The following is a 20,566-nucleotide window of genomic DNA, read 5'->3' on the forward strand; positions in this document are numbered from 1 at the left end:
GTTTTTTGTTTCAAGTTTTTTTGTTTCAGGTTTCAAGTTTTTGATTTGACCTTTAACGTTTAAACTTTTGGCCTATAATTTTTATCTTTTGCCACAGATTAAAATGAGTAATACGGATCTTTTTAAAATCGTTAGAAATCTTTGTTACTAATTAACCACAAATTACACAAATTAGCGCAAATTTTATTTATGAATTTATTAATCTTTTGTGCACTAATGATTTGTTTTGAAAATTTGCAATTATTCCAACGGGAGTATCTGCTAGTTTCATATAATTTAAAACCTGTGCAAGATGATCATTACAGATTTCTTTTACAGATTTTACTTCTAATATTATGTCATCATAAACCACAAAATCGGCATAAAATTTATGAGGCAAAATAGTTCCCTTATATTCAATTGCAAATTCTTTTTCTCGATGATATGGAATGTTGTTATTTTTAAATTCAATTTCTAATGCATCTTTTATATACAATTTCAAGTAATCCGGGTCCTAATAATCTATGTACTTCCATGCATATGCCTACAATTTGATAATTTTGATCTTTCTTGTAGTAATATTCGTTGCCATCAATCATAAAAAAATAATTTGCGGAAATTTGCGGAAATTTGCGGTTAAAAATTAATTCATTTCAGAATATCCTACAGCTTCACCTTTCAGTGTTCCAGAAGTACAGCTTGTGATTTTTACATTTACGAAATCTCCAATTTTGTAATTTTCTTTTGGGAAAACTACCGTAATGCTTTGAGAATTTCTTCCAGAAAATTCGTCTTTAGATTTTTTAGAAACTTTTTCTACTAAAACTTCAACTGTTTTTCCAACAAATTCCTCGCTTCTAAACCAAGCATGTTTTTGCTGTAAATCGACAATTTCTTGTAATCTTCTGGCTTTTGTTTCCTCTTCAACATCATCTTTCATTTTTCTTCCAGCCAAAGTTCCAGGACGTTCAGAATACGAATACATATAGCCGAAATTATATTTTACATATTCCATTAAACTCAAAGTATCTTGATGATCTTCTTCTGTTTCTGTTGGGAAACCGGCAATCATATCCTGCGAGATCGAAGCATCAGGAACAATCGCTCTAATTTTGTCAATCAAAGCCATATATTCTTCACGGCTGTGAAGACGATTCATTTCCTTTAAAATTCTGTTACTTCCAGACTGAACTGGCAAGTGAATATGTTTGCAGATATTCGGATATTTCGCAATAACATGCAAAATGCTCTCATGCATATCCTGCGGATTTGAAGTCGAAAATCGAATACGCATTTTAGGAAAACCAGCAGCAACCATTTCAAGCAATTGATCGAAATCTACTGCAGTTGCTTTTTGCATTTCAGAAGCATTTACAAAATCTTTTTTCAAACCGCCGCCGTACCAAAGATAACTGTCAACGTTTTGACCCAAAAGTGTAACTTCTTTATAACCATTATTCCACAAATCCTGAATTTCGTTCATAATACTCTGTGGTTCACGGCTACGTTCACGACCGCGTGTAAAAGGCACAACGCAAAACGTACACATGTTATCACAACCGCGAGTAATCGAAACCAAAGCAGTAATTCCGTTGCTCATTAAACGAACAGGCGAAATATCTCCGTAAGTTTCTTCTTTTGATAAGATTACATTAATGGCGTCACGTCCTTCTTCAACTTCTGCCAATAAATTTGGAAGATCTTTGTAAGCATCAGGACCAACAACAAGATCAACTATTTTTTCTTCTTCCAAAAACTGACTTTTCAAACGCTCGGCCATACAGCCCAAAACGCCCACTTTCATTTTCGGATTGGTACGTTTTACAGCATTATATTTTTCCAAACGTTTACGAATAGTCTGTTCTGCTTTGTCACGAATAGAACATGTATTCACCAAAACCAAATCGGCTTCTTCAAGAACCGAAGTTGTGTTATATCCTCCGTCAGACAAAATGGAAGCTACGACTTCACTGTCCGAAAAATTCATCGCACAGCCGTAACTTTCTATAAAAAGTTTTTTAGTATTCTCAGGTTTATTTTCCAAAACAAGACTTTCGCCCTGTTTGCTTTCTTCAATAATCTTTTCCATTGTAAAAATTCAAAGTGCAAAGATAGGGTAATTGAAACGAATATGACAAGATGTCAGATAAAGAATTAACAATGTTTTGAGAATTATTAAGAGAACATTCATTTGCAGACTTTGGTTAGGAAAAAATATAAAGAGAAATTCATAATTAACAATTCGCAATTTAGAATTATCAGGAGCTATTTCCAGCTTTCCACTCCAAGTCCTCATAAAAAAAGCAAAGTTTCTAATGTTATAAAAAGAGCTTCCGTTGGTCGCTTTTTTAAAACAAGAAACTTTTGCTTTTTTTACTCCGGGCTTTTCACTGCAATCTGGGCTAGGAATTATATAATGGAAAATTATTTCTTTAATATAAATTCATAGATTTCCTCAGTTATGCTTTTTACGGTTTCATTTTTTGAAAAATCTTCCCAAGTAATTTCTTTGTTGATTGTTTTATCTAATATTATTTTACTTAAATAAGCTTTATATTCACTTTTAAGTGATTTAGGAGTTCTTCCGGAAGTTTCAAAAACATCGTTTAATTCAGGTATTTTTAATGCTTTAAGGTACTCTCCAATATATTTGTCATTATAGTCTTCAATGTTAATTTTCGAGATTTTTTTACTTATCGATTCTTGGACTGAGATTTTTTCTTCTTCTTTTTTAATTTTATTCTTATTGCATAATTCGATCATTGCTTTTGACCATATTTCGACACTTATTAAGTTTTCAATTTCTCTATACGGACTCGTTGATTTGTATTTTAAATTTTCAGGATTTAATTCACAAAGTTCTTTATGTTTTTCATGTTTTTCTTCCTTGCCAGAATCATTATCAGCAAGAATGAAAATCTTATTATTTAAAGCAAAAGCTTTGATGTTGTCGTTGTCTTCATAGCTAAATTCATAGTGAACTAAATTTGATCCAGCATATTCTAGAAAGGCAAAGTCGATATCTTCACGAGGCATGGATTTTTTTTCAGAATCGCAATAAGCAATAAGAAAAGCTTTAATATAATTTCTATCTGATATGCCTTCAACCCAAATACTTGAATTGGCAAGAAATACTGAAGAATTGTTAACGCCCAATTCTCTTACTATTTCATTACTTCCTGCATTGATGTTTTTAATTTGGAACTTGTTGTTTTCTCTTTTAGAGAATGAATAAATAGAGATATTATCCTTTTCAATAGTTAAGTCTAAAAGATGATTTGAATGTGTTGCAATAACATAAGTTAGTTTTTTCTTTGTAAGAGCTGGATTGGTTGTTATTTGTTCAAGAAACAATCTTTGCATTCCTGGATGTAAATTTAATTCGGGTTCATCAATAAAAATCATTGTGTTTTCAGGAGCGATAAATATTGTATACATTAATATTATTAGAGATTGTATGCCATCGCCTAGATCATGAAGATAGTTGCTTCTGTCTTTTATGTGAATATTGATAATTTCATTCTTGTCATTATTTTCATGTTTTTCATTAATATTAAATTGTGCAACAATATCTATAGATTCTCCATTAAAAAATTCTTTTCCTATAAATTTTTCAAAATCATCAAATCTTTTTCTTTCTTCTTTTAAGCCGTTTCGTGCATTAACAATTTGATTGTAGAGGTCAAGTCCTGTAAAAGTGTAGATTTTCTTTTCGAAGGAGTCTTTTTCTTCTTTAATTGTTGAATCTATGCTTTTAAAAGAATTTAAATTGTAATTTTTTGTAATTGTGTCTAAAAAAATATTTTTTTTAATCTTGCAGTAATCATTACTTCCAACTTCTTTTTCTTCAAAAAGAGAATGAGCTGTTCTAAGCGTTGGTATTAAATAGTTTAGCTTTGTGCCTATGGATTTAGTTTTGTAAAAAGCAGTAATTTCTTCGTTTAATAAAATAGTGTCATTTACTAATTGATTAAAATTAGAAGGTAGCCTTATATTAATATTGTAATTTGCGTCAATATAATAATTTTGAATAGCGCGCGATGGTATTGCTTGAAGGCTGGTTAATATTTTTTTTTGATTATCAAAATTTCCTTTAAATGTTGTTTTAAAATATTCTTCTTTAGTTAGCTTCAGCGGTAATATCTCAAGTTTCGAGTTTTGACTTAGAAAAGTATGTGTAGAGGTAGAATAAAGATTAGGGTTTTTTATCCAATCAATATTTAATTGTAAAAGATTTGTATTGTAATTTGCAATTTTCTCTTCTAGAATATTCAAATTAAATAATCCCGAATTCGTTTTTTGTTTCATCAAGGCTCTTATAAATCTACTTTTTCCGCTATTATTTGATCCAACAAAAATATTTATTGTATTAAAGTTCGGTAATATTTGAATAGATTCTTCTTCATTAAATAAAGAATAATCGTTAAAATCAAGTTGCTCTGACTTGTGTAATAAAAGGTCATATTTATTCATTGCTAGATGATTGAAATGTTTAAACTAAATGGAATTATTCTTTTAAGATATTTTAAACTTATAAAAAATTTATTATTTAATCTAGAATCTAAAATAAAAGCACATTTCTCGGTCAGAAATCATTAAAAGTTATACCTATATATATTATCGAGATTATTACAGATAAATCTGCAATTTTAAGTTTCATAATATCAAAATACCTCAAAAATGCATTCGTAAGGTTAATATTTAAAAAAAATAAATACTTTTGTTGCAGAAAAATAGAGCAATGGCAAAGAATTTAGTAATAGTGGAGTCACCTGCAAAGGCGAAAACGATCGAGAAATTTCTTGGGAGTGATTTTCAGGTGGAGTCAAGTTATGGTCACATAGCCGACTTACCATCGAAGGAAATAGGTGTAGATGTAGAAAATGGTTTTAAACCTAAATATGAAGTTTCCCCAGATAAAAAAGCCCTGGTTACTAAACTTAAAACACTTTCTAAGAATGCCGAAACGGTTTGGTTAGCATCCGATGAGGACCGCGAGGGAGAGGCTATTTCATGGCACTTGGCGGAAGAATTGAAATTGGATACAAAAAAAACTAAACGCATTGTTTTTCATGAGATTACAAAATCTGCGATTCTTAAAGCAATCGATAATCCTAGAGAAATTGATTATAACTTAGTAAATGCGCAACAGGCACGTCGTGTTCTAGATCGTTTGGTGGGTTACGAATTGTCTCCTGTTTTATGGAGAAAAATCAAAGGCGGACTTTCAGCAGGTCGTGTACAGTCGGTTTCTGTACGTTTGATTGTTGAAAGAGAACGCGAAATACAAAGCTTTAATGCAGTTGCAACGTATTCTATTGTTGCTGAATTTGTAAACGAAGCAGGAAAAGCTTTCAAAGCAAAACTTCCAAAAAACTTTAATACTAAAAAAGAAGCCGAAGATTTCTTAAATCAAAATATCGGTTCTAAATATAAGGTAGCCGATTTAGAAACTAAACCTACCAAAAAATCTCCAACAGCACCTTTTACAACTTCGACACTTCAACAGGAAGCTGCGAGAAAATTGTATTTGCCAGTTGGAATCACAATGCAGTTGGCACAGCGTCTTTACGAAGCGGGACTTATTACTTATATGAGAACCGATTCTGTGAATCTTTCTAAAGAGGCAATGGATGCTGCACAGGCAGAAATCATCAAATCTTACGGAAAAGAATTCTCTAAGCCGAGAGTTTTTGCCAACAAAAATAAAGGAGCTCAAGAAGCGCACGAAGCAATTCGTCCAACAGATATGTCTCGTCATACCGTAAATATCGATCGTGACCAAGCTCGTTTATACGATTTGATCTGGAAAAGAACTTTGGCTTCGCAAATGAGCGATGCACAGCTTGAAAGAACAAACGTAAAAATTGAGGCAGATAATCATGATGAAGTTTTTACAGCTTCTGGAGAAGTATTGCTTTTTGAAGGTTTCTTAAAAGTGTACTTAGAAGGTCACGATGATGATGAAGAGGAGCAAGAAGGAATGCTTCCAGCTTTAAAAGTAAATGAAAAACTGGCTAATAACTATATTACAGCCACAGAACGATATTCAAGACCGCCTGCACGTTACACTGAGGCATCTTTGGTTAAAAAATTAGAGGAACTTGGAATTGGTCGTCCTTCGACTTACGCGCCAACCATTTCAACCATTATCAATAGAAATTATGTTGAAAAAGGAACTCTTGAAGGTGTAGAACGTAATTACACGCAGCTTACTTTGCAAAATAGTAAAGTAGGAGAGAAAGTTTTGAAAGAAAACACAGGTTCTGATAAAGGAAAATTGGTTCCAACAGATATCGGAACCATTGTAACTGATTTCTTGGTGAAGAATTTCGGAAACATTTTAGATTACAATTTCACTGCAAAAGTAGAGCAGGATTTCGACGAAATTGCCGAAGGAAATATTGACTGGGCAAAAATGATGCAGGATTTCTACAATCAGTTTCATCCAAATGTAAAAGAAGTTGAGGCAAATGCAGAACGTGAAAGCGGTGAAAGAATCTTAGGAAAAGATGCTGACGGAAGACAAGTTTCAGTTCGTTTAGGAAAATTTGGACCAATGGCTCAAATTGGAGAAGCTGACGATGAAGATAAAAAGTTTGCCAGCTTAATGGCAGACCAAAATATAGGAAACATTACCTTGGAAGAAGCTTTGAATTTATTCTTGCTTCCAAAAAGTTTAGGAGAATATAAAGGAGAAGAAGTGGAAGTGAACAATGGCCGTTACGGACCTTATGTACGTCACGGAAGCGTTTTTATTTCGTTGCCTAAAGGCGAAGATCCGCTTAATGTTTCTAAAGAAAGAGCTAAAGAATTAATTGACGAAAAAGCACTTGCTGATGCGCCAATTGCAGTTTACAAAGGAGAAGCTGTTCAAAAAGGAGTAGGACGTTTTGGGCCTTTCATTAAATGGAACGGACTTTTTGTAAACGTAAACAAAAAATACAATTTTGATAATCTTTCTCAAGCTGATGTTGAAGAACTGATTGAGGAAAAACTTCAGAAAAACATCGATAAGGTTATTCATAACTGGGAAGAAGAAGGGATTGTAGTAGAAAAAGCCCGTTGGGGACGTTCTGTGATTCTGAAAGGAAAAGTCAAAATTGAATTAAGTAAAGATGTTGATGCGACAAAATTAACATTGGCACAAGTTCAAGAAATGATTGCGGCTAAAACCCCTGCTAAAAAAGCGCCTGCAAAGAAAACGGCAGCTAAAACAACAACGGCTAAAAAAGCTACAGCTAAAAAAACAGCTGCTAAAAAGAAATAAGTATATAAATGGAATTTGATTTTCTAGAACCAGTTAATGATGGAATTGTAAAATTCGTCGGAGCACTGTCTTCACAAGAGCTTGGAAGTAAAGTTGTTTTTCATACTCAAGATCAGTTTCCTGATATTGCGCAGATTAGTATTGCTATAATTGGTGTTTTGGAAGACCGTACAAACATCAATATGATTAACGAAGTTAATCTTTCTGCTGTGCGTAAAAAACTTTATAGTATGTTTCCAGGCAATTGGGATGCTTCAATTGCAGACTTGGGAGATATACTCGCAGGTGATTCTGTAGAGGATACTTATTTTGCATTAAAGAAAGTTACAGCGGTATTAATCAAGAATAAAGTCATTCCTATAGTCCTGGGAGGTTCTCAGGATTTGACCTATGCTTTGTATCGTGCTTACGACGATTTAGAGCAAATGGTAAACTTGGTTGCTGTTGATAATAAATTTGATTTTGGTAAAGAGAATGAGTCGGTTTCTGCTAATTCTTATTTAACGAAAATTATTATTGATGAACCAAATAATCTTTTCAACTATTGTAATATAGGATATCAAACCTATTATAATTCGCAAGAAGAAATCGATTTGATAGAAAAGCTATTTTTTGATGCTTATCGTTTGGGCGAGATTTCAAATAAAATTACATTGGCTGAACCGGTTTTCAGAGATGCAGACTTGGTTAGTATAGATTTGAATTCTGTAAAGTCTTCTGCCTCAGGGAATATGGTGACTTTTGAGCCGAACGGATTCAACGGAAAAGAAATTTGTGCTTTGTCTAGATATGCTGGAATTAGTGATAAAGTTTCTTCTTTTGGAGTGTTTAATCATAATAGCACACTAGCTGAATCAGTTATTATTGCTCAGATTGTATGGTATTTTATTGAAGGTTATCACTATCGTTCAAAAGAATATCCATTTGGAAGTAGGGCTAATTATTTAAAGTATATAGTTCCGTTGGATGATGAAGAATTGATATTCTATAAAAGTGATAAAACGGACCGTTGGTGGATTGAAATTCCATACGAATCAAACGGCAACAATAAATTAAAAAGAAATACGTTATTACCGTGTTCTTACGATGAATATTTGTCGGCTTGCAATCAAGAATTGCCAGAAAGATGGTGGAAAGCGCAAAGAAAAAACGCTTTATAGATCAAAAATTTAAGTGAAATCTTAAATTTTTAGAACCCCTTAAAAAAGGTTAAAATTAATTAGTAGGAAAATATATATAATATATAAAAATTAACGTTTTACATCGATTTTTTGAAACAGTTTATCGATAAAATATTTTTTTTTTATTTTATTTAACATTATTTTTGAACGGTAAAATAAATTCGCAAGTAGTATTGTTTTTTAGATAAATAATAAATACGTTTACGGACTTTTAATAATGAATAGATAATCCCAAATTTATATGAAGAAGTTTATTGCATTTGCAGCAATGTTAACACTAGTAATCGGCTGTGGTAAGTCTGGTGACAAAGGTGAATTAGTTGGTGTTACAGGAGGGAAATGGCATCCCGAGAAGCCTTATGGAATGACATTAGTTCCGGGTGGATCTTTTATTATGGGTAAATCAGATGCTGATTTAGCTAACGTAGAAGATGCTCCAACTAAAACTGTAACCGTTCGTTCGTTTTACATGGATGAAACTGAGATTACAAATAGTGAGTATCGTCAATTTGTGGAGTGGGTAAAAGACTCTACAATGAGAGTTCGTTTAGCAATTTTAGCTGACGAAACAGGGCAAAAAGCTACTGATGGAAAAGGTAAAAAAGGCGGAAGCATTGCTGACTACGCTTTTAATGATTCTGATCCAGAAAAAATGACAGCTTATGACAAATACATGTACGACAACTACTATAGTGTTGGTACAAAAGATGATCCATATGCTGGAAGAAAATTAAACAGAAAAGTTAAGTTAATTAAAGATACAAAAGCATATCCAGATGAGTATTACGCTGAAGTAATGGATTCTATGTATTTGCCAATTGAAGAATCATACAATGGTTTAAGAACAATTGATGTGAATAAATTGAAATTCCGTTATTCTTGGATGGATATTCAAGCTGCTGCAAAAGCAAAAGTTGGAAAAAGAAGTGATTTCGTAAAAACTGAGCAGGTTAATGTTTATCCTGATACTGCAGTTTGGATTAAAGATTTCGCTTATTCATATAATGAGCCAATGCACAATGATTACTTCTGGCACAAGGCTTATGGAGATTATCCAGTAGTGGGTGTTACTTGGAAACAAGCTAAAGCATTCTGTGCTTGGAGAACTTTAAACAAAAACAGCTACATTAAATCTAAGAAAAAAGGACGTGACTTAGTAAATGCTTTCAGATTACCTACTGAAGCAGAATGGGAGTATGCTGCTAGAGGAGGTCTGGAATCTGCAACTTACCCATGGGGAGGTCCTTACACTAAGAGTGATAGAGGTTGTTTCTTGGCAAACTTCAAACCAAGCAGAGGAGATTATGCTGCTGACGAAGCGCTTTATACAGTTGAAGCTAAATCATACGATGTAAACGGTTACGGATTATACAACATGGCAGGAAACGTTTCTGAGTGGACAGATTCAGCTTATAATCCAAATGCTTACGAATATGTATCAACAATGAATCCAAACGTTATCGATGGTAAAAACCAAAGAAAAGTAGTTCGTGGAGGTTCTTGGAAAGACGTTGCTTATTTCCTACAGGTAAGTACACGTGACCACGAATATGCTGACTCAGCTAGAAGTTACATCGGATTCAGAACTGTACAAGATTACATGGGTACTCAAGTTACAGGAAACAGAAAAAAGTAATTTATAATTAATTCAATATCCAACAAATCTATTTTAAACCTAAAAAAAAAGTATTATGGCATTATTAAGTAAAAAAGCAATGAATTTCGCTTATGGTATGGGAGCGGCAGTGGTAATCGTTGGAGCGTTATTCAAAATTACTCACTTCGAGATTGGACCTTTAACAGGTACAGTTATGCTTTCAGTAGGATTGGTTACTGAGGCGTTAATTTTCGCGCTTTCTGCTTTCGAACCAGTTGAAGAAGAACTAGATTGGACACTAGTTTACCCAGAATTAGCTAACGGACAAGCTAGAGAGAAAAAAGCTAAAGCAGAAACTCCAACTGACGCTCAAGGATTATTATCTCAAAAATTAGACACATTATTAAAAGAAGCTAAAATTGACGGTGAATTAATGTCAAGTTTAGGAAACAGCATCAAAAACTTCGAATCTGCTGCTAAAGGAATTGCTCCAACTGTAGATTCAATCGCGGGACAAAAGAAATATTCTGAAGAATTATCTGTTGCTGCTGCTCAAATGGAATCATTAAACAGTTTATATAAAGTACAGTTAGAAAGCGCTTCTAGAAACGCTGAGGCTAACAAAGAAATTGCTGAAAACGCTTCTAAATTAAAAGAGCAAATGGCGTCTATGACTGCAAACATTGCTTCTTTAAACAGCGTTTACGGTGGTATGCTTTCTGCAATGAGTAACAAAGGATAATTAGTTTTTAACTAAATATTAAATTTATTAATAAAGAACTAATTAGAAAAAAATGGCAGGAGGAAAATTAACCCCTAGACAGAAGATGATCAACCTGATGTATCTGGTTTTCATCGCAATGTTAGCAATGAACGTATCAAAAGAAGTTATTTCTGCTTTTGGTTTGATGAATGAAAAATTTGAAGGTGCAAATAAAACATCAACAGAGACAAATGCAGGTTTATTAACTTCTTTGGATCAAAAAGCTGCTGAAGCAAAAGGAGAATTTGCGATTGCTGCAGTAACAGCTCACAAAGTTGAAACAATTACAAAAGAATTTTATGATTATATAGGTACTCTAAAAGCTCAGGCTGTTAAAGGTTTCGAAGTTGATAAAGCAACAGGAAAAATGCCTTACGAGTCTATGGATAGAGGTGATAATATCGACGACTGGTTTACAGGAGACGGTTACACTAAAAAAGGTAACGAAATTATCGCTAAAATCGAAAAATATAAAGCTGATATTAAAGCTGCTTTAGGAACAGACAAAAAATACGCAGCAATTATCGCTGAGGTTGAAAAGAAATTTGATGTTTCTGATGTAAAAAATAAAGAAGGTCTTAAAGAAAAATACTTAGCGTATCACTTTAAAGGATTCCCAGCTATTGCATCTGCTGCTAAACTTTCAGCTTGGCAGAATGATGTTAAAAAAACTGAAACAGACGTTTACAACAGTGCATTAGGTAAAGCTGCAGTTGCTGCTGCTTCTTACAGCAACTACCAAGCAATTGTTGTTTTAGATAAAAATGCTTATTTCCAAGGAGAAAAAGTTACTGGTAAAGTTGTTTTAGGCCGTTATGACGAAAACACTACACCAACTTCTTTCCAAGGTCCTGGACAAATTGTAAACGGACAAGCTGTTATCTCTTTAACTGCTGGTGGAGTTGGAGAACAAGATATCAACGGACAATTTACTTTCTTAGAGGATGGAAAAAATATTCCTTTAAAATTCTCTGGTAAATACGTTGTAGTTCCTAGACCAAACGCTGCTACAATTTCTGCAGACAAAATGAACGTAGTGTATAGAGGAGTTGTTAACCCAATCTCTGTATCTTTTGCTGGTGTTGATGCTAACAAAATTGTTGCAAGTGCTCCAGGTTTATCTTCTGCTGGAAAGCCAGGAAAATATAACATGAGCCCAGGTCAAGGTACTGAAACTACAATTTCTGTAACTGGTACTTTGCCAAACGGTGATAAAGTAACTGATAAGAAAACATTCAGAATTAAAGGTATTCCTGGTCCAACAGGAACAATTAGAGGTGAGATGGGAGTTGTTAAAGGTCCTAAATCAAACTTAGAGATTGCTACTATTGGAGCTAAACTTCTTGATTTTGATTTTGAAGTTGGTTTAGATGTTGTTGGATTCAATATGAAAATTGCTGGACAGCCTACAGTTGTTGTTACAGGAAACAAAATGAATGCACAATGTAAACAAGTACTTTCAAGAGCAGGTAAAGGAGACCAAGTTACTATTTCTGAAATTAAAACTAAACTTGTTGGAGCTGGTAGTTATTTATTGCCAAGAACTGCTCCTGTAATTTACGAAATACAATAATAAAGTAGTGTAAACTACATTCAATATCTTATAACGATACCACGATGAAAGTAAGAAATTTTTTAATAGCTATTGTTTCTATCGCTGGAGGTTTTGCTTCTAATGCGCAATCTAATTTGCTAAATGCAAAGACTCCTGCTCAGATTGGACTTAAAACTCCTGCTCAATTGATATCTGACAATGATAAGCCTTTGGCTTATGGTTATGTAGATGATAGAGATATCTTGATGGGGAAAACAACATGGGAAATCATTGATTTGAATGAAAAAATCAACTTTCCTTTATATTTTCCAGTAGATACAGCTAATATTGGTCCTAACAGACGTTCTCTTTATGACGTTTTAACTAAAGCTATTAAAGGTGGAAAAATTACTGAGGTTTACACTGACAGTTATTTCAACACTAAAAAATCTATGAAAGACATCGAAGGTTCTTTATCTCGTATTGATACAACAGATGCTGGTAGAGAATTGATTAACCAATATCCTGATGATTACAAATCACGTGTTGTGAAGAAAAAAGTAGTTTCAGGTAAAGGTAAAAACAAATCGGTTTCTTACGTAGAAGAAACAGTTGGACCAACAAGAACGGTTCCTGCTGAATACATCTTGAAACAAGATCTTACTGCTGCTGATGTTAGCCAATATAAGATTAAAGGATATTGGTATTTTGATAAACGTCAAAGCGAATTGAAATATCGTTTACTAGGAATTTGTCCAGTAACACCAGACGTTTACACAATGAATAGCGACGAAAAGGATTATATTGAATTGTTTTGGGTATTTTTCCCAAATGCCAGAGAAGCACTGCATGAAGCAAAAGCTTTTAATGACAACAACTCAGCTCTTCCAATCTCTTTTGATCAGATTTTAAATTCAAGACGTTTTAACGCTGTTGTTTACAAAGAGGAAAACCTTTACGGAGACAGAGCAATTAGCGATTATATGAAAGACAACGCTCAAAATCAGTTGTTAGAATCTGAAAGAGTGAAAGAGAAAATTCGCAACTTCGAGCAAGATATGTGGAACTACTAAGTTGATACATAGTACAATAATTAAAAAACTCTTACTACCTTTGTAGTAAGAGTTTTTTTATGTCAAAAAGTAATGATTACTGTGATATGGATTAATATTTAATTTCTTTTTGATTATGTAAGAAAAATAACAATATTTGTAATAAAATTTCGTTTAATGTTCTGTAAAAATTATCATGATGAAAGTAAGAAATTTATTAATTGCTATTGTTACTGTTCTCGGAAGCTTGTCTTCTAATGCTCAGTCTAATTTACTTAATGCCAAAACAGCCGACCAGATTGGAGTTAAGACGCCAGCCCAAAGAATATTTGATAATGACAAACCTTTAGAATATGGTTATGTAAATGATAGGGATATTTTAATGGGAAAGACAGTTTGGGAAATTATTGATTTGAATGAAAAGATCAATTTCCCACTATATTTTCCGGTAGATACAGCTAACATTGGTCCCGATAGGCGTTCTCTTTATGATGTTTTAACGAAAGGCATTAGAGATGGAAGGATCACGGAAGTTTATACAGATAGTTATTTTAATACAAAAAAAACTTTAAAAGATATTCAAGGTGCGTTATCTCGTGTTGATACAACAGACGCAGGCCGTGAGCTTATCAATCAATATCCTGATGACTATAGAATACGTGTTGTAAAGAAAAAAGTGGTTACAGGTACAGGAAAGAATAAAAAAGTAAATTATGTTGACCAAACAGTTGGGCCAACAAGAACGGTTCCTGCCGAATATATTCTAAAACAAGATCTTACATCTGCCGATGTGAGTCAGTATAAAATTAAGGGATTTTGGTATTTTGATAAAAGACAAGGTGATTTAAAGTACCGTCTGCTTGGAATTTGCCCAGTTACTCCTGACGTATATACCATGAATAGCGATGAAAAAGATTATATAGAGCTATTTTGGGTTTTCTTTCCTAATGCGAGAGAGGTATTGCATGAAGCAAAAGCCTTTAATGATAAAAATTCGGCAGCGCCAATTTCATTTGATCAGATCTTAAATTCTAGACGTTTTAATTCTGTGATATACAAAGAAGAAAATGTGTATGGGGATCGTGAAATTAAAGATTACATTAGAGACAATGCGCAAAGTCAATTGCTAGAATCGGAAAGAGTAAAAGAGAAGATTCGTAATTTTGAAGAAGATATGTGGAATTACTAAGTTTATAAACTCGTTATAAGAAAAACTCTCGCTACCTTTGTAGTAAGAGTTTTTTTATTTTATCATATAACTTCACAATGCTTGATTATTTAATTGTCGGATCTGGGTTGGCCGGAATTTCTTTTGCCGAAGTCGCCCTTAAGAATAACAAATCAATTTTACTTTTAGATGACAAATCTCAGAATTCTTCTAGAGTTGCTGGCGGTTTGTATAATCCTGTAATCTTAAAGCGCTTTAGCGAAGTTTGGAATGCAAAAGAACAGCTTGTATTGATGAACGAGTTTTATGATAAAGTTGAAGAAAAACTAAAAGAGAAGTTCAATTTTAAAATGCCAGTTTTAAGAAAGTTCTTTTCAATTGAAGAACAAAACAATTGGTTTGCAGCTTCAGATAAAATCAATTTAGCTCCTTTTTTGTCTACTAAATTAATTTCAAAAAAATATAGTAGCATTGATTCTCCATACGATTATGGAGAAGTTTTGCATACAGGATATGTTGACACAGCTTTGTTGTTAGATAATTACCAAAAATATTTACTTCAGAATGATTTATTAAGAGAAGAATCTTTTGATTTTAGTGCTATAGAATTTGTAGACTCAGGAATTCAATATAAAAATATTCAGGCTCGTCATATTATTTTTGCTGAAGGTTTCGGAATGCATAAAAATCCATTTTTTAACTATCTCCCATTAGATGGAACAAAGGGTGAATTGTTTATTATAAAAGCGCCAGATTTAAATCTTGATATAATTGTAAATACAAGCGTTTTTATCTTGCCTCTAGGCGACAATCTGTTCAAAGTAGGAGCCACTTATAATTGGCATGATAAAACTGCTGAGCCTACAGAAGAAGGTAAGCAAGAGCTTTTGGAGCGTATAAGAGAAATCATTAACTGCGATTTTGAAATAGTAAAGCACTTTGCTGGAGTCCGCCCAACAGTTGCGGACCGAAGACCTTTGCTTGGAACTCATGAAGAACATAAGTCTCTGCACATTCTTAACGGATTAGGAACACGTGGTGTAATGCTTGGTCCTGCAATGGCAAAAGCGTTATACGATCATATAGAAAATAATGTTCCGCTAGATAGAGAAGCAGATATTAAGCGATTTCATAAAAGATATTTGAAAGGTCTTATTTTTGGCCAGCCTTAGGATCGTAAGAAACAAACATATTGATGTATAAGTTTCTTGAGAGACGCAAAACGAACGGAAATAATATAACTAGCGTTATAATGATTGCCAAGAATGATTGCTCTATTGTGGTATTAAAAAATACAAATGAAACTATAAAAGCAGCAACACCTACGGCTACGTTTAAAGCATAACTGACATACATCGCGCCATAAAAAAATGAAGGTTCAATTTGGTATTTGAATCCGCAGTGGGTGCAATGGTCATTCATTTTGAGAACTTTACTTAAATGAAGCGGATTTTTGTCTTCATACATGCTTTCTTTTTGGCATTTTGGACAACTTCCTGTTATTATGCTGTTTAGTTTGGAGCCTCTTTTGAACATTTTAAGTAAATTTTTATAGTCTTTAATTCACCTCGATTGTATTTGGATACAAGTGTGAATTTGGAGTAATTATTTAAAGCAAATATAAGGTATTTTCAGGCTTTAAGCTATTTAATTAGGATAAAAACTTACATCTTATTTTGGTTTGATTTGAGTATAATGTTTACTATTAGATGTTTCTTTTTTTTTCTAAAATTCATTTAAAAGTATATTTTCAATTCAATGATTTTCGAACTATTTAAAGAAGAAAAGTCTAGAATTAAACAAGACTTTTAGTTTTTGAATTTTCTAAAAGCTATTGTTTTTCAGTATAAAAACTTCAATTAAAAGTTATACTTTTGCACTTTCAAAATTGTAACAGGATAATTCGCTTGTTTGCAATCTATTTATTTAATGAATAAAAAGGTTTTCTAGCCTTTACATTTACAGCAATACATTATGCTTAATATACACAATCTTTCCGTTTCTTTTGGAGGAACCTATTTATTTGAAGAAGTTACTTTTCGTTTGGGTGCCGGCGACCGCGTAGGTCTTGTTGGTAAAAACGGAGCAGGTAAATCTACAATGCTAAAAATGCTAGCAGGCGATTTTAAACCTGACTCGGGAGTAATTTCTCAGGAGAAAGATATTAAAATGGGTTTCTTGCGTCAGGATATTGATTTTGAACAAGGAAGAACCGTTTTGGAAGAAGCGTATGAAGCTTTTACAGAAATTAAAGTTGTTGAGAAAAAACTAGAAGAAATCAATCATCAGTTGGTGACTAGAACCGATTATGAAAGCGAAGAGTATGCTAAGATTATAGAAGATCTATCTGACTATACGCACCGTTTTGATCTTCTTGGTGGATATAATTATGTCGGAGATACAGAAAAAATTCTTTTAGGTCTAGGTTTTAAAAGAGAAGTTTTTAATAACCAAACCGAGACTTTTTCTGGAGGATGGAGAATGCGTATCGAATTGGCAAAACTTTTATTGCAGTCTAATGATGTATTGCTTCTGGATGAGCCAACCAACCACTTAGATATTGAGAGTATTATTTGGTTGGAGAATTTCCTTCGAAATTATCCTGGAGTTGTGGTAATTGTATCGCACGATAAAATGTTTTTGGATAATGTGACGAATAGAACAATCGAGATTTCGTTAGGAAAAGCATACGATTTCAATAAACCATATTCTCAGTATTTAGAGCTTCGTCATGAGATTCGCGAAAAGCAATTGGCGACGCAAAAAAATCAGCAGAAAAAGATTGAAGAAACTGAAAAATTAATCGAGAAATTCCGTGCAAAAGCTTCAAAAGCCTCAATGGCGCAATCGCTGATTAAAAAATTAGATAAAGTAGAAAGAATCGAAGTTGACGAAGACGATAATTCTGTTATGAATATCTCTTTTCCAGTTTCTAAAGAGCCAGGAAAAGTAGTTATTGAGGCTGAACATGTAACAAAAGCTTATAGAGGCAAAACGATTCTAAAAGATATTAGTTTATTGGTAGAAAGAGGAAGTAAAATTGCCTTTGTTGGTCAAAACGGACAAGGAAAATCTACTTTTATAAAAGCATTGGTAAATGAATTTGAATACGAAGGAAATATCAAATTAGGACACAATGTGCAGTTAGGATATTTTGCCCAAAATCAAGCTGAATATTTAGACGGAGAAATCACTTTGCTTCAAACAATGGAAGATGCGGCAACCGACACAAACCGAATGAAAGTTCGAGACATGTTAGGTTCTTTTCTTTTCCGTGGAGATGATGTTGAGAAAAAAGTAAAAGTGCTTTCTGGAGGAGAACGTAACCGTTTAGCTCTTTGTAAATTGTTGTTGCAGCCAATTAACGTTTTGCTGATGGATGAGCCTACGAACCACTTGGATATTAAATCTAAAAACGTTTTAAAAGCAGCGCTTCAAAAATTCGGAGGAACTTTATTATTGGTTTCTCACGACAGGGATTTTCTTCAAGGAATGTCGAACATCGTTTACGAATTTAAAGATCAAAAAATTAAAGAATATCTTGGAGATATCAACTTTTTCTTAGAGCAGCGTAATATGGAAAATATGCGTGAAGTAGAGAAAAAAGATGTTGTGAAAAATACGCCAGCTCCAAAAGAAAAAGAAGCGAGTAAATTATCTTACGAAGATCAGAAGAAAGGAAAAGCGCTTCAGAACAAATTAAGTAAGATTGAAAGTCAGATTCAGCAGTTAGAAAAACAGATCCAGCACGACGATAAAATGTTGGAAACCAATTATGACAAACATATCGAAGATGCTTCTTTTTTTACGGCTTACAATAAAAAGAAACAAGATTTAGAGCAATTGCTAATTGATTGGGAAGTGGTTTCGGAAGAGATTGAAGGGATGAATGCTTAGTTTTTTGTTTCAGGTTTCAGGTTTCAAGTCCTTATCTTGATGTGTAATTTTTACCGCAAAGTTCGCAAAGCTTTATCAATAAATAGTTTTGCGAACTTTGTGTTTTGTAAAACCTCAATGATCAAAAAAAACTTAGCGTGCTTTGCGTTTAAATATTCATTTAGTTCAGCTTAAAACATGAAACATGAAACATGAAACATGAAACATGAAACATGAAACATGAAACAAACTACTTAATAATCCCAATAGATCTAGAATGTTCAATTGCTTTGCTGCTTTCTTTAAAATAGCACACCGAAACATTTATACTTTCCAGATTTTTTAGAATGTTTTGGACTTCTTTTTTAGGAGAATTTCCAGTTTGTCTAATATAAACAGCAACCACAGTCACGGGAAATATTTTGCAGATTCTTTCGTAGAGTTTGGGATCATGCTGAGAATCGTCGCCCATTAAAACATATTTTAGGGTTGGGTAGAATTCAACAACATGTTTAATTTTTTCAAATTTATGATCGTGATTTCCTCTTCCGCTCATGAAAAAATCGGTGATTCCTCTTTTGATGTCTTTTAGGAGAAAAACCGCTTTGGGCAATTTGTTAATTCGTGTGAATTTGGCAATAAATCGGTATAAATTCCATTCACTGCTAGAAATGTAAAAAAAGGCATTTACTTCTTCTACATTATCTCTTCCCGCAGAACTTAAAGCTTGATAATGCGGTACGACATCTTTGAAAACTTTTCGGTCATTTACATTTTTGAATAATAGAATGTAAAGTTTTCGAAAGAAATTATTGGTGTGCGAAATCAAGAATGTATCGTCAATATCCGATATGATTCCGAGTTTTCCTTTATGAGGTCGTATAAAACTGCCTTTGCAAGATATAATTTCGTTTTTGTATTTTAAGCTGACTTCGTAAGACATCCATCCAAAATGAGTTTCTTTTTCTAACGGAATGCAGAAATTAAAATAACCATCATCTAATGTTTTGGTATGAATTACTTCGTTATTGTAATGAAGATAAACATCAAAATTTTTAATGGTTTTTATTCGGAACAATCGGAGAATAGAAGTGGCATTTTTTAATTTCCTCTTCTCAAAATTGTATTTGTTTTCCCTTTTTAAAACGTGTCCCATTACAATTAGCTCTTGTTCATTTGCATAACCGCGATATAATTGTAGAATTGGTTTCATTAATTGCGTATATTTATGTAACTGTAATTTACTTAATTTAATTGATTTTAAAGATAAAATTTTGAAAAAGAATATTCTGTTTGTTGTAAATCCGATTTCTGGAGATTTGGATAAATCTGATTTAATTGATGCTGTTGAAGAGTTTGCGGCAACTAATCATTTTGATTTGGAAGTATATGAAACAACTGGAAAAAATGATTTAAGAACAATACAATCTTTATATAATGAATCTGTTCCAGAACGAATTATTGTTGCCGGAGGCGACGGAACGATAAAAATGGTTGCCGAAGCTGTGGAAGAGCATGATGTGATAATCGGAATTTTACCAGCAGGTTCTGCAAACGGACTTTCGGTAGATTTAAATCTTCCTGATGGAATAGAGGAGAACCTCAAAATAGCCTTTTTGCACCATTATATCGAAATGGATATGATTTGCATCAACGGAAAAAAAAGTATTCATCTGAGTGATCTTGGCTTGAATGCCAATCTGGTTAAAAATTATGAGCAAAGTGATGTTCGCGGATTTTGGGGTTACGCGCTCCAAGCTTTTACTACGCTTAAAGAATCTGAAGAGCCATTTGTGGCAACAATTTCAGCAAATAATAAAACCGTTGAGCATGTAGCGCGAATGATTGTAATTGCCAATTCGCAGAAATACGGAACAGGAGTTATCATTAATCCGAATGGCGCGATGAATGATGGAAAGTTTGAACTGGTGATTTTAAAAAGTCTTGATCTGCTTTTAATTGGAAAAATAATTACCGGAAATATGCCGATTGACTCTGATGACATTGTAATTATTTCAACCAATAAAGCAACTATAAAAACGGATTATCCTGTTAATTTTCAAATTGATGGAGAATATTGCGGAGCGCAGACTTCGTTAGAAATTGATATTTTGCACAAGCAGATGAAAATTGCAGTTCCGTAGAT

The 20,566-nt window shown here is 33.2% G+C and carries 16 protein-coding genes; 10 read left to right on the forward strand and 6 right to left on the reverse strand.

What is annotated here, in order from left to right; genetic code table 11:
• Positions 1-187 precede the first annotated feature (187 nt).
• The 4 genes from ACNRYB_RS08790 to ACNRYB_RS08805 form a co-directional block, all read right to left on the reverse strand.
• Positions 188-481 carry a GxxExxY protein gene (locus ACNRYB_RS08790; RefSeq protein ID WP_473729810.1) on the reverse strand — a complete coding sequence of 98 codons (294 nt, stop codon included), beginning with the start codon at positions 479-481 and terminating at the stop codon, positions 188-190.
• On the reverse strand, positions 447-578 hold the full coding sequence (locus tag ACNRYB_RS08795) for a GxxExxY protein (RefSeq protein WP_473729811.1): 132 nt from the start codon (positions 576-578) through the stop codon (positions 447-449). The genes ACNRYB_RS08790 and ACNRYB_RS08795 overlap by 35 nt, the downstream gene beginning before the upstream one ends.
• A gap of 44 nt (positions 579-622) precedes the next feature.
• Positions 623-2,068 (reverse strand): tRNA (N6-isopentenyl adenosine(37)-C2)-methylthiotransferase MiaB, encoded by a 1,446-nt coding sequence (miaB, locus tag ACNRYB_RS08800; RefSeq protein WP_343705583.1) that lies wholly within the window; start codon positions 2,066-2,068, stop codon positions 623-625.
• A 335-nt stretch (positions 2,069-2,403) separates the two neighbouring features.
• Positions 2,404-4,452: an AAA family ATPase gene (locus ACNRYB_RS08805; protein ID WP_473729812.1), complete on the reverse strand. Its 2,049-nt coding sequence runs from the start codon at positions 4,450-4,452 to the stop codon at positions 2,404-2,406.
• 268 nt (positions 4,453-4,720) lie between these two features.
• Here ACNRYB_RS08805 and topA point away from each other — a divergent pair, with 268 nt between their 5' ends.
• From topA to ACNRYB_RS08845, 8 genes are all read left to right on the forward strand, one after another.
• Positions 4,721-7,249, forward strand: coding sequence for a type I DNA topoisomerase (gene topA, locus ACNRYB_RS08810; protein WP_473729813.1), 2,529 nt, complete (start codon positions 4,721-4,723; stop codon positions 7,247-7,249).
• Positions 7,250-7,257: 8 nt separating this feature from the next.
• On the forward strand, positions 7,258-8,409 hold the full coding sequence (locus ACNRYB_RS08815; protein WP_473729814.1) for a formimidoylglutamase: 1,152 nt from the start codon (positions 7,258-7,260) through the stop codon (positions 8,407-8,409).
• Between the two features lie 262 nt (positions 8,410-8,671).
• Positions 8,672-10,066, forward strand: a complete 1,395-nt coding sequence (gene porK, locus ACNRYB_RS08820; RefSeq protein ID WP_008467094.1) for a T9SS ring complex lipoprotein PorK/GldK — start codon at positions 8,672-8,674, stop codon at positions 10,064-10,066.
• A gap of 55 nt (positions 10,067-10,121) precedes the next feature.
• Positions 10,122-10,769, forward strand: a complete 648-nt coding sequence (gene porL / locus ACNRYB_RS08825; protein WP_008467092.1) for a type IX secretion system motor protein PorL/GldL — start codon at positions 10,122-10,124, stop codon at positions 10,767-10,769.
• Positions 10,770-10,821: 52 nt separating this feature from the next.
• Entirely contained in the window at positions 10,822-12,363 is a 1,542-nt protein-coding gene (gene porM, locus ACNRYB_RS08830) for a type IX secretion system motor protein PorM/GldM (RefSeq protein WP_260672707.1), read from the forward strand.
• A gap of 44 nt (positions 12,364-12,407) precedes the next feature.
• A complete protein-coding gene (gene porN / locus ACNRYB_RS08835) occupies positions 12,408-13,397 on the forward strand; it encodes a type IX secretion system ring subunit PorN/GldN (protein ID WP_008467088.1) in 990 nt (329 codons plus the stop codon).
• A 178-nt stretch (positions 13,398-13,575) separates the two neighbouring features.
• The gene (gene porN, locus ACNRYB_RS08840) at positions 13,576-14,565 is read left to right on the forward strand and encodes a type IX secretion system ring subunit PorN/GldN (RefSeq protein ID WP_473730238.1); all 990 of its coding nucleotides are present in this window, start codon (positions 13,576-13,578) and stop codon (positions 14,563-14,565) included.
• A 77-nt stretch (positions 14,566-14,642) separates the two neighbouring features.
• Entirely contained in the window at positions 14,643-15,716 is a 1,074-nt protein-coding gene (locus tag ACNRYB_RS08845; protein WP_473729815.1) for an NAD(P)/FAD-dependent oxidoreductase, read from the forward strand.
• Here ACNRYB_RS08845 and ACNRYB_RS08850 read toward each other — a convergent pair.
• A complete protein-coding gene (locus ACNRYB_RS08850) occupies positions 15,697-16,080 on the reverse strand; it encodes a DUF983 domain-containing protein (RefSeq protein ID WP_343705586.1) in 384 nt (127 codons plus the stop codon). The two genes, ACNRYB_RS08845 and ACNRYB_RS08850, sit on opposite strands and share 20 nt — an antisense overlap.
• Positions 16,081-16,518: 438 nt before the next feature.
• Between ACNRYB_RS08850 and ACNRYB_RS08855 the strand changes: the two genes are divergently transcribed.
• Positions 16,519-18,441: an ABC-F family ATP-binding cassette domain-containing protein gene (locus ACNRYB_RS08855; RefSeq protein WP_473729816.1), complete on the forward strand. Its 1,923-nt coding sequence runs from the start codon at positions 16,519-16,521 to the stop codon at positions 18,439-18,441.
• Positions 18,442-18,670: 229 nt separating this feature from the next.
• Here ACNRYB_RS08855 and ACNRYB_RS08860 read toward each other — a convergent pair whose 3' ends face one another.
• Entirely contained in the window at positions 18,671-19,633 is a 963-nt protein-coding gene (locus ACNRYB_RS08860) for an App1 family protein (RefSeq protein WP_473729817.1), read from the reverse strand.
• A 61-nt stretch (positions 19,634-19,694) separates the two neighbouring features.
• On the opposite strand from ACNRYB_RS08860, the gene ACNRYB_RS08865 reads away from it, so the two are divergent.
• On the forward strand, positions 19,695-20,564 hold the full coding sequence (locus tag ACNRYB_RS08865; RefSeq protein ID WP_473729818.1) for a diacylglycerol/lipid kinase family protein: 870 nt from the start codon (positions 19,695-19,697) through the stop codon (positions 20,562-20,564).
• Positions 20,565-20,566 lie beyond the last annotated feature (2 nt).

It is taken from the genome of Flavobacterium sp. CR10 (genome assembly GCF_055814415.1).

What these genes read in the sequence shown, in the direction of transcription:
- ACNRYB_RS08795 (WP_473729811.1), bottom strand. Translation starts at nt 578, where the DNA reads ATGATTGATGGCAACGAATATTACTACAAGAAAGATCAAAATTATCAA.
- miaB (WP_343705583.1), bottom strand. Translation starts at nt 2,068, where the DNA reads ATGGAAAAGATTATTGAAGAAAGCAAACAGGGCGAAAGTCTTGTTTTG.
- ACNRYB_RS08805 (WP_473729812.1), bottom strand. Translation starts at nt 4,452, where the DNA reads ATGAATAAATATGACCTTTTATTACACAAGTCAGAGCAACTTGATTTT.
- topA (WP_473729813.1), top strand. Translation starts at nt 4,721, where the DNA reads ATGGCAAAGAATTTAGTAATAGTGGAGTCACCTGCAAAGGCGAAAACG.
- ACNRYB_RS08815 (WP_473729814.1), top strand. Translation starts at nt 7,258, where the DNA reads ATGGAATTTGATTTTCTAGAACCAGTTAATGATGGAATTGTAAAATTC.
- porK (WP_008467094.1), top strand. Translation starts at nt 8,672, where the DNA reads ATGAAGAAGTTTATTGCATTTGCAGCAATGTTAACACTAGTAATCGGC.
- porL (WP_008467092.1), top strand. Translation starts at nt 10,122, where the DNA reads ATGGCATTATTAAGTAAAAAAGCAATGAATTTCGCTTATGGTATGGGA.
- porM (WP_260672707.1), top strand. Translation starts at nt 10,822, where the DNA reads ATGGCAGGAGGAAAATTAACCCCTAGACAGAAGATGATCAACCTGATG.
- porN (WP_008467088.1), top strand. Translation starts at nt 12,408, where the DNA reads ATGAAAGTAAGAAATTTTTTAATAGCTATTGTTTCTATCGCTGGAGGT.
- porN (WP_473730238.1), top strand. Translation starts at nt 13,576, where the DNA reads ATGAAAGTAAGAAATTTATTAATTGCTATTGTTACTGTTCTCGGAAGC.
- ACNRYB_RS08845 (WP_473729815.1), top strand. Translation starts at nt 14,643, where the DNA reads ATGCTTGATTATTTAATTGTCGGATCTGGGTTGGCCGGAATTTCTTTT.
- ACNRYB_RS08850 (WP_343705586.1), bottom strand. Translation starts at nt 16,080, where the DNA reads ATGTTCAAAAGAGGCTCCAAACTAAACAGCATAATAACAGGAAGTTGT.
- ACNRYB_RS08855 (WP_473729816.1), top strand. Translation starts at nt 16,519, where the DNA reads ATGCTTAATATACACAATCTTTCCGTTTCTTTTGGAGGAACCTATTTA.
- ACNRYB_RS08860 (WP_473729817.1), bottom strand. Translation starts at nt 19,633, where the DNA reads ATGAAACCAATTCTACAATTATATCGCGGTTATGCAAATGAACAAGAG.